The 14,314-nt window shown below is 59.1% G+C and carries 13 protein-coding genes; 3 read left to right on the plus strand and 10 right to left on the minus strand.

The genetic code is table 11. The features are described from left to right. Genes AAY24_RS03870 through imuA form a run of 3 tightly spaced genes read right to left on the minus strand, consistent with a single transcriptional unit; the run spans position 1 to position 5,141 of the window. On the minus strand, positions 1–3,078 hold the full coding sequence (locus AAY24_RS03870) for an error-prone DNA polymerase (RefSeq protein ID WP_046858576.1): 3,078 nt from the start codon (positions 3,076–3,078) through the stop codon (positions 1–3). A gap of 1 nt (position 3,079) precedes the next feature. Next, positions 3,080–4,501 (minus strand): Y-family DNA polymerase, encoded by a 1,422-nt coding sequence (locus AAY24_RS03875; protein ID WP_052761037.1) that lies wholly within the window; start codon positions 4,499–4,501, stop codon positions 3,080–3,082. Between the two features lies 1 nt (position 4,502). Beyond that, on the minus strand, positions 4,503–5,141 hold the full coding sequence (gene imuA / locus AAY24_RS03880; protein ID WP_063370442.1) for a translesion DNA synthesis-associated protein ImuA: 639 nt from the start codon (positions 5,139–5,141) through the stop codon (positions 4,503–4,505). A 329-nt stretch (positions 5,142–5,470) separates the two neighbouring features. Here imuA and AAY24_RS18395 point away from each other — a divergent pair, with 329 nt between their 5' ends. After that, positions 5,471–5,929 carry a c-type cytochrome gene (locus AAY24_RS18395; RefSeq protein WP_199930485.1) on the plus strand — a complete coding sequence of 153 codons (459 nt, stop codon included), beginning with the start codon at positions 5,471–5,473 and terminating at the stop codon, positions 5,927–5,929. A gap of 3 nt (positions 5,930–5,932) precedes the next feature. Continuing rightward, positions 5,933–6,805, plus strand: coding sequence for a c-type cytochrome (locus AAY24_RS03890; RefSeq protein ID WP_046858577.1), 873 nt, complete (start codon positions 5,933–5,935; stop codon positions 6,803–6,805). A 105-nt stretch (positions 6,806–6,910) separates the two neighbouring features. Here AAY24_RS03890 and AAY24_RS03895 read toward each other — a convergent pair whose 3' ends face one another. The 4 genes from AAY24_RS03895 to nagZ form a co-directional block, all read right to left on the minus strand. Further along, positions 6,911–8,533 carry a hypothetical protein gene (locus tag AAY24_RS03895; RefSeq protein ID WP_046858578.1) on the minus strand — a complete coding sequence of 541 codons (1,623 nt, stop codon included), beginning with the start codon at positions 8,531–8,533 and terminating at the stop codon, positions 6,911–6,913. Positions 8,534–8,690: 157 nt separating this feature from the next. Beyond that, positions 8,691–9,437: an S-methyl-5'-thioinosine phosphorylase gene (locus AAY24_RS03900; protein WP_046858579.1), complete on the minus strand. Its 747-nt coding sequence runs from the start codon at positions 9,435–9,437 to the stop codon at positions 8,691–8,693. 156 nt (positions 9,438–9,593) lie between these two features. Next, a complete protein-coding gene (locus tag AAY24_RS03905) occupies positions 9,594–10,199 on the minus strand; it encodes a peroxiredoxin (protein WP_046858580.1) in 606 nt (201 codons plus the stop codon). A gap of 124 nt (positions 10,200–10,323) precedes the next feature. Further along, positions 10,324–11,370, minus strand: coding sequence for a beta-N-acetylhexosaminidase (nagZ, locus tag AAY24_RS03910; RefSeq protein ID WP_046858581.1), 1,047 nt, complete (start codon positions 11,368–11,370; stop codon positions 10,324–10,326). A 147-nt stretch (positions 11,371–11,517) separates the two neighbouring features. Here nagZ and AAY24_RS03915 point away from each other — a divergent pair, with 147 nt between their 5' ends. Continuing rightward, positions 11,518–11,919 (plus strand): flagellar basal body-associated FliL family protein, encoded by a 402-nt coding sequence (locus AAY24_RS03915; protein ID WP_052761040.1) that lies wholly within the window; start codon positions 11,518–11,520, stop codon positions 11,917–11,919. 12 nt (positions 11,920–11,931) lie between these two features. On the opposite strand, the gene AAY24_RS03920 is transcribed toward AAY24_RS03915, so the two are convergent. Genes AAY24_RS03920 through rlmD form a run of 3 tightly spaced genes read right to left on the minus strand, consistent with a single transcriptional unit; the run spans position 11,932 to position 14,238 of the window. Continuing rightward, positions 11,932–12,432, minus strand: coding sequence for a L,D-transpeptidase (locus AAY24_RS03920; RefSeq protein ID WP_046858582.1), 501 nt, complete (start codon positions 12,430–12,432; stop codon positions 11,932–11,934). Continuing rightward, entirely contained in the window at positions 12,426–12,893 is a 468-nt protein-coding gene (locus AAY24_RS03925; protein ID WP_046858583.1) for a CYTH domain-containing protein, read from the minus strand. Before AAY24_RS03925 ends, AAY24_RS03920 begins: the two co-directional genes overlap by 7 nt. Before the next feature lie 13 nt (positions 12,894–12,906). After that, on the minus strand, positions 12,907–14,238 hold the full coding sequence (gene rlmD / locus AAY24_RS03930) for a 23S rRNA (uracil(1939)-C(5))-methyltransferase RlmD (protein ID WP_046858584.1): 1,332 nt from the start codon (positions 14,236–14,238) through the stop codon (positions 12,907–12,909). Between the last annotated feature and the right edge of the window lie 76 nt (positions 14,239–14,314).

Here is a 14,314-nt window from a genome sequence, read left to right on the forward strand (position 1 = left end):
TCAGCGGAAATCCCGTGACGGGATATTCAACTCACCCAGCCAGTCACTGCGGTCCTCCAGTTGGTGAGCAATCAGATGCACCACCTGCCCTTCACGCTGCACCTGTCCCTTGACCAGCAACAGCCGGGCATTCAGCACCACCTGGCGAAAATGCTCCAGCATCTTGGGCCAGATGACCAGGTTGATCTGGCCGCTCTCATCTTCCAGGGTGGCAAACATCACGCCACTGGCGGTGTGGGGGCGCTGGCGGCAGATCACCAGGCCGGCGGAACGCAGGAAGGTGCGATCCCGTGCCGCCTGCACCTCGGCCGCCGTACGCACCCCGACACGCCGTAGCCGGGTGCGTAACAGCTGGAGCGGATGGCGCTTGAGCGACAGCCCCAAGGCGTCGTAGTCGGCACACACCGCCTCCTCCAGCTCAGGCTCCGGCAGCGCAACCCGCGGCTCTTCTGCCGGTTCGTTAAATAACGGCGTCGATTCCTCGATACCGAGCACCTGCCACTGGGCCTGGTAACGGTGCCCGCCCAATCCGGCCAGGGCATCGGCCGCGGCCAGGGCCTGGATATCCCGCTCGTTGAGCCGGGCGCGCCGGACCAGATCAGCAATATCGGTAAACGCCTGGAGCCGGCGAGCCTCCACCAGCCGCGTCGCACCGTTACGGGACAGCTCATTGACCAACCGGAGACCCAGCCGCAACTCCGCCTTGCCATCCCGGCCCCGCTCCAGGGAGCTGTCCCAGTCGCTGTAACAGACATCCACCGGATGGACCCGCACGCCATGGCGCCGGGCATCCTGGATCAGTTGCGCGGGGGCATAGAAACCCATCGGCTGGCTGTTCAGCAGACCGCAGTAGAAAGCGGCCGGATGGTGACACTTGAGCCAGGCGGAAGCATAGGCGAGTAAGGCGAAGCTGGCGGCATGGGACTCGGGAAAACCGTACTCGCTGAAGCCCTTGATCTGATCGAAGATACGTCTGGCAAACGCCTCACTGTAGCCACGCTGGCGCATGCCGTCGAACAGCTTGCGCTGGAACACCTCGATGCCGCCACGCCTGCGCCAGGCCGCCATGGCGCGCCGCAGGGAATCCGCCTCGCCGGCGGTAAATCCGGCCGCCACCATGGCCAGTTCAATCGCCTGCTCCTGAAACAGAGGTACCCCCAGGGTACGTTCCAGCACCCCCTGCACCGCCGGACTGGGATAGGCCACCGGCTCCAGGCCCTGACGGCGGCGCAGATAGGGGTGCACCATATCCCCCTGGATCGGCCCCGGGCGCACGATGGCCACCTCGATCACCAGATCATAAAAACAGGCCGGACGCAGTCGCGGCAGCATGGTCATCTGGGCCCGGGACTCGATCTGGAATACACCCACCGTATCGGCCTGACTGATCATGGCGTAGGTGGCCGGATCCTCCGGCGGGATATCCTGCAGACGTAACGGGGTTCCCCGGTAGTCACTGATCAGGGCCAGGCTGCGGCGGATAGCGCTGAGCATGCCCAGGGCCAGGATGTCGATCTTCAACAGCCCCAAAGCCTGCAGATCATCCTTGTCCCACTGGATCACCGTGCGCTCCGGCATGGTGGCATTTTCAATCGGTACCAGCCAGTCGAGCCGTTTCCGGGCAATTACAAAGCCCCCAACGTGCTGGGAGAGATGACGCGGAAAGCCGATCAGCTGGGCAGTCAGTGTCAGCAACTGCTGTATCTGTGGCTGTCCAGGATCAAAGCCCAGCTCACGGATGCGCTCCATGTTCAACTGGCGGCCATCCCACCAGCTGTGGCTGCTGGCCAGGCGCTCCAGGGTCTCCTGGTCAAACCCCAGCGCCTTACCGGCCTCGCGCAAAGCACTGCGGGTGCGGTAGGTGATCACCGTGGCGGCCAGGGCGGCCCGCTGACGCCCGTACTTTTCATAGATGTACTGGATCACCTCCTCGCGGCGCTGGTGTTCAAAATCCACGTCGATATCGGGCGGCTCATGACGCTCCTTGGAGATGAAGCGTTCAAACAGTGTGGACAGGCGTGCCGGATCCACTTCGGTAATACCCAGGGCGTAGCAGACCGCCGAATTGGCGGCCGACCCCCGCCCCTGGCAGAGAATGTTCCGCTCCCGGGCGAAACGCACAATGTCGTGCACCGTCAGAAAGTAGGGTTCGTAGTGGAGTTCACTGATCAGCTGCAACTCATGTTCGATCTGATCCCGCACCTTGGGGATCACCCCGTCCGGCCAGCGCACCCGCATACCGGCCTCGGTCAGGGTGCGCAGATGGACTGCCGGACTGGTCCCTTTCGGCACCAGTTCATCCGGGTATTCGTAACGCAGCTCGTCGAGGCTGAAACGGCAACGCTCGGCTATGGCAATGCTCTGTTGCAACCAATCCGGGGGATAGATACGCGCCAGTGTAGCCAGAGGCCGCAGGTGGCGTTCGCCATTGGGGAACAAGGCCCAGCCGGCCCGCTCCAGCGTGGTGTGATGACGGATGGCGGTCAGCAGATCCTGCAGCCGCTGTCGTTCACGCTGGTGCATGTGCACATCACCGGCGGCCACGATGGGTAGGCCGAAATGGTCGGCACTGGCCCGCAGGGCGCGCAGGTAGTGTTGCTCGTCACCGGTTAACAGCCGGTTCGCCTCCAGCCACAGACGACCGGCAAACTGCTCCACATAGCGGGCCAGGCGTTCCCGGTCACCCGGGTCTTCCGGATGCAGCAACAGCAGGCAACCTGGAATTTCATCAACTCCATCCATGGCGAGCCGGTATTGCCCTTTCCCGGCGGCCCGGCGGGCTCGGGTGATCAGCGCACTGAGCTGGCCGTAAGCCTGCCGGTCGGTGGCCAGCAGGACCAGCCGGTCGCCCTCCTCCAGGCGGAATTCACTGCCGATAATCAGCGGCAGCTCCTGCGCCCTGGCCTCCTCATGGGCCCGCACCACGCCGGCCAGGGAACACTCGTCGGTCAGGGCCAGCGCCCGATAGCCCAATTCAGCCGCCTGTATCACCAGCTCCTCGGGGTGGGATGCACCACGCAGAAAGCTGAAGTTGGAGAGACAGTGCAGCTCCGCATAGTCGACAGGCGACATGGGCATCTCAGCCGAAGCGACCGTGCAGATACCAGTTCCGCTCGTCGGCCGGTCGGAACAGCCACAACCGGGCACCGTGACTATCGGTGGCGATAAAATAGTCCCGCCGTACCCAGCGCCCCTGCCACCAACCGCTCTCAATCCGTTCCGGCCCCTGTTCCAGACGCAGCGGTCCATCACGCCAGGGGCCCTCCGGTCCCTGCCGTAACCGCTCAGGGGGGTCCAGCAGCCAGAGCGGTCGTTCCCCCAAGGGGGCTCCCTCGGTCGAATGGGCCAGGCTCCAGGCCGACTCGGGACGATGGTCAGCCAGCACGCCCGGTCGCCGAACCGCCTCCCGACCCAGGCGGGCCTGCAGACGCTCCCACAGGGCCTGCCCGGCCAGTTGCCCGGACTTCTGCTCAAAGAGCCCCTGGCTGGTATGTTCGGCCAGTCGAAAATCCACACTGGCCAGCCGCAGTCCCATTACCGGTGCCGCCAGGCTCTCCCGCTCCAGGCGTTCACGCCAGAGTTCCAGCAGGTAGTCCGGGTCACGCTGGGGCTGAAGCAGTTGCAGGGAGATCGGGGCAGCCGGCCTATCCACGTACTCCAGGGTCAGTGTCAGGCAATCGATGGTGGCGTCCGCTCCCAGCAGTGCCCCGCCCAGCTCCTGTAACAGGCGCCGCAGACCAAACAGCAGCCCGGTGCAGTTGTCCACCTCGGCCGGCAGCTCCAGTCGCGCCTCGAACCGTCGGGGTGGCTGGAAAACCGGACGGGGGTCGGGCTGCTGACCCAGGGCGCGATCAAGCCGATCCATCCACTCGGCACCAAAGCGCCGGCGCAAGCCTGCTCTGGGCAGACGCAGACACGCCCCCAGTCGTTGCAGTCCCATACGGCGCAGCGCCTGGCGCTGTTTATCCGGCAACTCCAGACAGCTCAACGGGAGAGCGGTCAGTGCGGCGCGCAGATCCCTGTCCCGGGTGATCAACGTTGTCCGGGGCAAGGCGCTCAACCACCAGGCCGCCTGGGGATTGGGGGCAATAGCGCTGCGGGGGGCGTGGCCGAGTCGGGCACAGCTGGCGATGACCCGCTGGTGCAACGCATCCACTCCACCAAACAGGCGTCGGCTGGCACCGATCTCCAGTAACAGCCCCCGTGGGGGCTGGAGCACCACCTGGGAGGTGAACTGCATGGCCCAGTGGGCCAGGCGCTCCAGGCCCTCGCTCTCCCCCACCCTGTCCCGATCGACAATGGCTATATCCGGCACCAACAGCTGGGCCTGCTTCATACTCATGCCACGTCGCACCCCGAGTCGCCGTGCGGCCGGATTGACATCGAACACCTGTTGACGACTGGCCTGTTGCTGGCGGATCACCAGGGGGAAGGCGGTCGTCTGGATGGCTGAAATCAGCTCCAATGCAAGGTGGGAAAAACGCAGGGCGAGCCAGAGCATCTCACACCGCCAGACAGGCGCCGACACCGGGACGGCGCCCGCGACACTTGAGCAGTTCCACACCCAGCCCCTGGGAGCTGGCATTCAGCAGCAGGCGCAGGGCGGCCGGTGAACTTTGCGAGGCCGCCGCCCGGGGGCGGAACAGAAAACCGGGGCACTCCCCCTGCTCCGCCGCCAGCTGCAGCCGGCGCAGTATCCGGGTGTTGACCGCCTTGGGCCAGAACAGCACTGCACCGCAGCTGCCCGAGCGCAGGCACTGCTCCGCTACCCAGGCCGCATCGCCCGGATTATCGGGGCTGAGCCAGCGCATGTTCTCCGGGGCTACCTGCGCCTGGCGTAGCGCCGGCGCATAGGGAATATAGGGCGGCGAGATCCAGACCACCGGCTGTCCGGATTGTCCCAGCTGGCCCAGTAGTGGGCGCAGCAGGCCCAGTTCACCGATACCGTGATGATCGAGCAACAGTTCGGTAAGGGCCGCTCCCGGCCATCCGCCACCGGTGAGCAACCGGTCCAGCTCCGGATAGCCGGTGGCGAGCGTCTTCGGCTGATGACCGAGGATCAGTTTATCACCGCGCCAGACAGGGGCGCTTGAGAGAAGTTCTTCCAGAATCATGTTCTCTAACCAGGAGGCAACAGCCATTCAATCCTTATGACTGAGGATTGATCAGCGCCGAATTTGTGCCTTAAAGCATAGAGAACATATAGAGAACTTTCAATAGACTTCACCGATTTGTGCCTTAAGAAAAAGATCCTTCCGGACCGGATGATTTCGTTTTACGTCAGTCTGGTATGGCCATTGCTTGCACAGCCATGGATAGCGCCCAGGCTGGTCCCCGCCTCCGCTGGCAAGGGGAACCGCGACCTTCTGTGATCGCTTCAATTCCCAGAGACAGCAGACAGGTTAGACCCGGCAATGGATTCAGAATGGAGAACGTGATTATGCACAGTACAGTGAACAGGGCTGGTGATTTGAATGGAACACGCCTGTTGTTGGTATGTGCCGGCATGCTGCTGGCCGGCACCGTAATCGCTCACGGTGGTGCCACGGGCATCGTCAAGGAGCGCATGGATATGATGAAACATGTGGGTGACAACATGAAACAGGTAAGTGACATGATCAAGGGAAAAACCGCTTTCGACAGCACCCTGATTGCCCGAAATGCCGGCACAGTCATGGCTGCTGCGACAAAGATTCCCGACATGTTTCCAACCCATAGTTTACATGAACCTAGCGAGGCCCTTCCGACAATCTGGCAGGAGTGGGATAAGTTCTCCGCGCTTTCAGTCAAGTTGGGTGAGGAGGCCAAACAACTCCAGGAGACCGCCCGAAGTGGAGACAGGCAGGCGATAACCCAGCAATTTGCCAGGCTGGGTAAGGTCTGCTCAGGTTGCCATACCGACTACCGGAAAAAGAAAAAACACAAGTGAAGCATGATGGCTGGACCGGCCTTTTCGCTATTCACCTTATTGACTGCTCTTACTGTAGCTCCGGTTATCCAGGCAGGTAATCCTGATCCCGATGATCCGGTCGCACGCGGAGAGTACCTGTTCAATATGGGCGGGTGTGCCTCCTGTCATACGGCCCGGGAGGATTATCCCCTGGCCGGTGGCCTGGCTATGGAGACGGCATTTGGCGTTTTCTATACACCCAATATCACGCCGGATAAAAGCACCGGTATCGGCCACTGGAGCGAGGCCGATTTCATTGCGGCGATGAGCCAGGGAAAGGCACCTGATGGCAGCTATTACTACCCCATCTTTCCATACAACGCCTACAGTAAAATGTCCCGTGATGATCTGCTGGACTTGAAACGATATCTGGATACGCGAACGCCGATTGTTTTAAAAAACAGACCCCACCAGCCTTCTTTTCCATATAACTTTCGGCCACTGATAGCCCTGTGGAGGCTGGTCAATTTTGATGGCGCGCCGTTCCAGCCCGACCCGGATAAATCACAAGCGTGGAATCGCGGCGCCTATATTGTCAATGGGCCGGGCCGTTGCAATGAGTGCCATTCACCACGTAATTTCACGGGTGGTATCAGCACAGATGCACGATTGAAGGGCAACCCGCTAGGGCCGGAAGGAGAATCAGTGCCCGGGTTGACCATGACAGCGGACAACCGGATCAGTCAATGGAGTGATGAAGATATACTGTTTTCGCTGAAGATCGGTATGACGCCGGATGGTGATTTCCTTGGTGGATCCATGGGGCAGGTTATCGAAGACACAACGGGGAAATTGTCAGAAGAGGACCTGAAGGCCATTACCCATTATCTCCGCGACACCGGGGAGTCGAAGTAACTTGCCCCTCCCCTGCTCTCCCCCAGACCGTTCTACCTGAACAGATAAACAGTGTTGCACCACTCCGTCCGGGGACGGGTGGTGCAACCGGTCATTAACCCAGGGTTATCTTACTGGCGGTGGATAGTATGGGTATCTCACCGGCGGTCCATACACGGGTGGTCGTGGCGGATAGGGCCAGTAGTAAGGCGCAACGGGAGGATTATTGAAGCCCCTTGGATAACCTGGTGGCACGAAACCACGCGGATAGGGTAACGGCTGCCCTTGCCCTCTGACTGCTGGCGGTTGCTGAGCATTTCCGGCCGGTTTACCTGTCAGTTTCTGATCTGCAGCCGGTGCCGCAGCGGTGCCGTCAGGTGCCGGCGTTGTACCCGGGGCGGCAGGCATGGAAGGCGGGGTATTGGCCCCTATCGGGGCCATGCCTGCACCGTAGCGTGACGCCATCTCTGAAAACTGCTGGGCCTGTTTTGTCATCATGCCGGCGGCCATGGGTATCGGTGCCGTTTGATTATCCATGGCGGCAGGCTCGGTGGGTGTATCGCCCTCCTCCATGGCATCAGGACTTGCGGCAGAGGAACCGGCTGCACTCTCGGTTGCGGTTGACACAACAGCACTGCCGGTTTCCGCATCAACCGGGCTGTCTGCTGTCGGTACCGCACCCCCATCAACAGTTGAGTCAGCCTGAGTTACAGCCGGCTGCTCACTACTCTCACCTGCCGACATCTGCACTGTCTGGCTGTCCGTGCTCTGTGAATCCGGCGCCGCTGAGGAATCACTGACCGTGGCAGACGATTGGTTGGCTTGTGTTGTAGCTGAATCCATCACTGAAGCGGTGGTTCCCTCTCCTCCGTCCGGAAGCGGCTCCTCGCTACTGGTCATTACGGCTGAACCCGCAATCGCGGTGGAGTCGGCCTGATCTCCAGCCGAAACATCCGCAGCGGTCTCTGCCGGTTTCTGATCGGTCTGACTACTGGTGGGGACAGCCGTTGTCGCCGGTTGCCCAACCAGGGCTGTGTCACTTGATGCGGCCTCGGAAGCCGCCACCGGTGCTGCTTCACTGGTGCTGGTATCGCCCGTCAGGACTTCATTCCCTGGACCTGTCTCAGGGTTGGTCAGCATGCGTATGTATATCAATCCCGCAATGATGACGATGGTCCAGATAAATGACTTTTGCCAAAAACTGAGACCGTTTGAGGACTTGCTGGCGGGTGGTGGTGACTGGGTTTCAGTTGATTCAGGAGGCATGAGTCCCATCTCCTCTAGTCGTTTCTGAACTTTCTCGTTTCCTTTCGGGGCCGCCTTGGGGGGCTCCTCAGCCGATACTGCGGCGGTTGCCTTGCTCGGCTGGTCAGTCAATTGAGTCGCTGCAATGGCTGCAGCGGGCGCCATATTGATGGCGTCCGGCCCGGCATCCGCCATGGATGCTGTATCCCCGGAATCTGCCGACTGTTCCGGTATCCCGGCTGTGGGTGGCGGAGTCTGTGGTTCTGTTGCGGCTGGTTTGATGCTCTTTTTCTCTGCACTGGCCGCGACACCGCTCTTTCTTGCCGCTTTTTTCTTGGGCGCCGCCTTTTTCTTTACACTGACTTTTTTCTTGGCTACCTTCTTTTTGGCTTGAGGGACCTTTTTCCTTACGGCTTTTTTCTTGACAGGAGGGGTCTCTTCCTTAGCTGTTGTCGTCTCTCCGGTAACGTCCCCGGCTGACTCATTCAGATCGTCCTCGGCCATGTTCTCTACTCCTGAGTTGTTCTAAGTCATCCCGACAGCCTATCGCTGATAGGCTATAGATTCTATGTGTTGGATCAATCCTAGCAGTTCTTGCCGGAATCCCGTTCATAGGATGTCCTTATGTGGCTATAGGGGAATGAATGGTGGCTGGCGCGTATCACGATTCCAGTGAATCAACCAGCGCCTCGATCAATGAGATGATCTGAGCCATTCCCTGCCCTATATACTGTTCTATCTGTTTCATGGAAATAGGACCATCCCCTCTTCCGGCCGCCCAGTTGGCCACCACGGCACAGCAGGCGTAATCCAGATCCAGTTCCCGAGCCAGGGCGGTTTCCGGCATCCCGGTCATGCCGACCAGGGTACAGCCATCCCGTTCCATCCGGTTAATCTCCATGGCGGTTTCCAGTCGGGGGCCCTGGGTAGCCCCGTATACTCCGTTGGGGATGACGGGAACGCCAGCGCTTTTTGCCGCCCGCATGATGCTTTGGCGCATTTTTTCACTGTAGGGATAGGTGAAATCGATATGAGTAACCTTGCTCAGCTCATGTTCGAAATAGGTATGATCCCTGCCATATGTATAGTCGATAATCTGATCCGGTATGGCGATCACGCCGGGTGCCATGGCCGGCCCAATACCGCCCACCGCCGCAATGGCCAGTATTTTCCTGGCCCCGATATGCTCCAGCGCCCAGATGTTTGCACGGTAGTTAACCTTGTGGGGTGGAATGGTGTGCCCCGCACCATGGCGCGGCAGAAAGGCGATCTCCCGCTGGTTCAGTATGCCGTGGATTACCGGTGCCGAAGGTTCGCCATAGGGCGTATGCACCACCTGCCGCCGGGTAATTTGAAGCCCTTGCAATCGGGTGAGTCCCGAACCGCCAATTATTGCCAAATCAGTCACTCAGGCCATCCTGTCTAAATGGTTATCTGAAAAGAGGAGTTGTCGGACCCTGCATAGTTTATATGAATCGACTCCGGCTCGTCCCGTGCCGGGTGCATAAATAAAAAAGCCGGTTACCACAACGGCAACCGGCTTTGATCAGGCTGAGCAGATCGATCAGAGCGATTCAGCGTTCTCAGCCAGATAGGTGGCGACGCCGTCCGGAGAGGCTGACATGCCTTTCTCGCCCTGCTTCCAACCAGCCGGGCAGACCTCGCCATGCTCTTCGGTGAACTGCAGAGCATCGATCATGCGCAGCATCTCATCGATGTTACGACCCAGCGGCAGATCGTTGACCACCTGGTGGCGGACGATGCCATCTTTGTCGATCAGGAAGGAGCCGCGGAACGCGACCGCTCCATCGGGGGTCTCCACGTCATAGGCCTTGCAGATCCCATGGGTCAGGTCAGCAACCATGGTGTACCCGACCGGACCGATACCACCCTGGTTAACCGGGGTATTGCGCCAGGCGTTATGGGTGAAATGGGAGTCGATGGAGATACCAACCACTTCGACATTACGCTTGGTGAACTCTTCCAGTCTGTGATCAAAAGCGATCAGCTCAGACGGACAGACAAAGGTAAAGTCCAGCGGATAGAAAAACAGTACCTTGTACTTTCCGGCGGTGGCCTCTTTCAGATTGTAATTCTCGACAATCTCCCCACTTCCCAGTACAGCCGGTGCGGTAAAATCAGGTGCTTCACGTCCTACAAGTACGCCCACTTTGAATTCCTCTAAATCAATGAATTTTAGTTACAGCAATTATTAGAGTCTTTCTAATAATCGCCCGGATTATGCCACAAGAAACCGATTTAATTAATGGGTTTTTTTGTGGCAAAACCAAAGATCATAAATCCAGATCAAGTGATGGATTTTCTTCATATTGGCTAATCAGTTGCAATGCATTCTTCCATTTCTGGTTGAGATGCAGGGTGTCCCGGGAGAATCGCTTTCTGCCATGCATCCGCACCAGTCGCATCTGGGCCGCCGGGTTGCTGTATTCAACCAACGCATCCAGGACCTCGGCGGCACCGGTCGGATTATTACAGACCAGCACCATGTCACAACCGGCTGCCAGGGCGGATCGGGCCCGGTCGGCGTAACTCCCCGCCTGCTCCGCAGCAGCCATGGTGAGATCGTCGCTGAATATCACACCGTGGAAACCGAGTTGATCACGCAACACATCCTTCAACCAGATTCGGGAGAAACCGGCCAGTTCCCGATCCACCTGCTCATAGATAACGTGGGCGGGCATGATCGCATCCAGGCCGTAGTCGATCATGCGCTGAAACGGAACCATATCTTCCATCAGCAGTTCACCCATGGGGCGACAATCAACCGGCAATTCACAGTGAGAGTCCTCGCTCACCCAGCCATGCCCGGGAAAATGTTTGCCAACCGCGGCCATGCCCGCCTCATGTACCCCCATCATCCAGGCGTGGGCCAGTTCCGCCACACCAATGGGTTTACTGTCAAAGGCGCGATCACCGATCACGCTGCTCAAGCCAAGCCCCAGATCCAGCACCGGCGCAAAGCTGAAATCAATGCCGACGGCGCGCAGTTCTGCAGCCATCAGCCAGCCAATCCGTTGTGTGACGGCGCGGGCCTTTTTGCTATTGAGTCGATTCAGTTCGCCGAACCAGGCGGCCGGCGGCAGGTGGGTGAAGCCATCCCTGAAGCGCTGAACCCGGCCCCCTTCCTGGTCAACAGCAACCAGAAGCGGTGGTGTGCGCAACCCATGGATTTCATCAATCAGTGCGGTGACCTGCTCGGGTGATTGGTAATTGCGGCTGAACAGGATCACCCCGCCGGTAGCCGGGTGCAGCAACAACTCCCGCTCATGTTCCGTGAGCGTTGTTCCCTCCAGGTCCAACATCAGTGGGCCATGGCTCATGGCGTGAATTCCTCGATCATCATCGGTGCCATTCGGCTATACTGTTCGGCCTGTCCGGAGAGTTGGCGGCTTATCCCGCTCGAAAACAGCCCAGGCTGGCAGGCACCCGGACCGAGCATTACAGATTAAACCGAATCGGAAGTAAAGATGCGTTTTTTGACTTTGTTATTGAGCACCCTCCTGATCTTCACCACACTCCAACTGTTTGCGGCAGACAGCGACAATGAGGAATCTGCCGGCCTGGCCTATTACGAGTTAACGCCTTCCATCGTGGTGAACGTCAAAGGCCGGGCAAAATATATCCGTTGTGATGTGCAACTGATGACCCAGGATGGGAGCAACCTGCCCGCTATCAGTCTGCACGCCCCGGCCCTGCGCCATGAACTGCTCCTGCTTTTGAGCGATCAGGATGGACCGAAGATTCGCACCACGAAGGGCAAGGAAAAGCTGCGCAAGCAGGCGCTCAAGGCGTTGCGACGTGTTATGAAGGAACTGGCCGGTGATGAGATGATAGACGATCTCTTCTTTACCACCTACCTGGTCCAGTAGTTTGTGCAACTCTTAAAACTGTTCGCGAATATCCACCCGTGTTCCCACGGATACCTGGTCAAATAACCGGATCAATTCGCTGTTGCGCATTCTGATACAACCGTGGGATGCCGCCTGCCCCATCGGTTCGCTATCCGGTGTGCCGTGTATATAGATAAAACGTCGCAGGCTATCGACCGAACCACCCCGGTTTCGCCCCGGTTCCAGGCCGGTCAGCCAAAGTATTCGGGTCAGAATCCAGTCCCGCCCCGGGTTGGCGGCGGCCAGCTCGGGGGTATAGATCTCTCCGGTCGGACGACGACCAACAAACACGCTGTTGAGCGGTTGACCCGCACCGATCTTCAGACGGATGCGGTGCACCCCTCGCGGCGTACATCCACTGCCCTGGCACTCCCCGGCCCCGTTGCGGGCCGTTGAGACCAGGTAGTTTTCGATACAACGGTTACCGGACAGCAGCCGCAACTGCTGCCGCTGCAGGTCAACCTGTATATGGAGATCCTGTTCCGTTACCACTTTGAATAGGGGTGTTTGACCAGGCTGGCATTGTAGTAACGGGGATCGCCCGACACCTCCTCACCGGCCCAGGGTGGCAGTTCAAAGGATTCATCCTCGCTGTCCAGTTCAACTTCCGCCATCACCAGCCCCTGGTTCTCCCCCGCAAACAGGTCCAGATCCCAGATGTGATTGCCCCACCGCACCTTATAGCGCGTCTTGTCGATAAAGGGTTGTTCGGCCACCTGTTCCAGGATCTGTTCAGCATCCTCCAGCGGTATCTGGTACTCAAACTCTGCCCTGGAAATGCCCTTGGTAGCGCTTTTGATATTCAGATAAGCAGCACCTTTGGCGATGCGAACCCGCACCGTGGCATTGGGCTGGTTGGCGATATAACCCTGTTTCAATACCGATTCAGAGACGATATTTTCTTTCCATTTATCATTAATAACCAGATATTTACGTTCTATTTCCAAAGCCATTTATCACTTCCGTTCAGGGTTTTTCGAAAAGTGCGATCGATTCAACATGGGCGGTGTGGGGGAACATATCCATAACCCCCGCAGAGACCAACCGGTAACCATGCCGGTTGACCAACTCCCCCGCATCCCGCGCCAGGGTGCCCGGATAACAGGAAACATAGACGATGCGTTTAATGCCGAGCCTGGGGAGATGTTCAAGCACCTCAATGGCGCCGGAACGGGGTGGATCCAGCAAAGCCTTGTCGAACGACTCCCGCAGCCAGGGCTCCTTCTCCAGGGATTCGTAAAGATTGGCGGTATAGTAACGGCTGTTTTCAATGCCGTTGCGGCGGGCATTCTCCCGGGCCCGGGCAACCAGCCCAGCATCCCCTTCGACCCCCACTACTTCCGCCACGCGTCGGGCGATCGGCAGGGTGAAGTTGCCCAATCCGCAGAACAGATCCAGCACCCGTTCATCCGGCTCGAGGGCCAGCAGATCCAGGGCGCGATCAATCATGCGGCGATTAAGGCCGCTGTTGACCTGGGTAAAGTCGTTGGGCAGAAAATGGATAGTCAGATCATGCGCCGGCAGCGCATATTGCAGATCAACCGGTTCACCCTGCAGGGGTGCCACACTGTCCGGGCCACCCGACTGTGTATACATGGCGATACCCTGTTGCCGGCCAAACGCCAACAGCAGCCGCTCATCCTCCGCTGATAACGGATCGAGGATACGAAACACCAGCACACACTGCTCGTCGCCCATGGCGACTTCTATCTGGGGCACACGCTCCCTGATACTGAGCGATCCGATCAGTTCGCTCAGGGGCAGAAGCAGTTTGCCGACCCGGGGATGGAGAACAACACACTCCGACAGATCAGCCACATAGGGGGAGCCACGCTCCCGGAAGCCGACCAGAACCCGGCCCTTTTTGGCCACATACTTGACCCCGAGCCGGGCCTTTCGCCGATAACCGAAGGTATCGCTGTTGGTCAACGGTTCCAGAACCGTTGCCGGCTTTACTTTGCCAATGCGCTCAAAGGCGTCCAGTAGCGCGGTCTGCTTGGAGAGGATCTGCGCATCACTTGACTGGTGTTGCAGGGAACAGCCACCACAGAGGCCGAAATGGGCACAGGGGGGCGTCACCCGGTCAGGTGATGGGGAGAGCACATCAATCACCTCCCCTTCATCGAACTTTTTCTGCACCCGGGTATAACGGAAACTGACTGTCTCGTCCGGCAGTGCGCCATGTACAAACACCGCTTTACCGTCAATATGGGCCACCCCGCGACCATCGTGGCTCAAGGCGTCGATGGTAACCGTTACCGGATCCTGGGGTAACTTACGTCTTCTTGAACGTCCCATGAAACTTGTGCATTCCTCTGTCAGGCAGAATTACTGGGTAAAATATCAACGGCAGCCGGATTGGCTGCCGTTGCTG

The organism is Sedimenticola thiotaurini (assembly GCF_001007875.1).
GTDB lineage: Bacteria > Pseudomonadota > Gammaproteobacteria > Chromatiales > Chromatiaceae > Sedimenticola > Sedimenticola thiotaurini.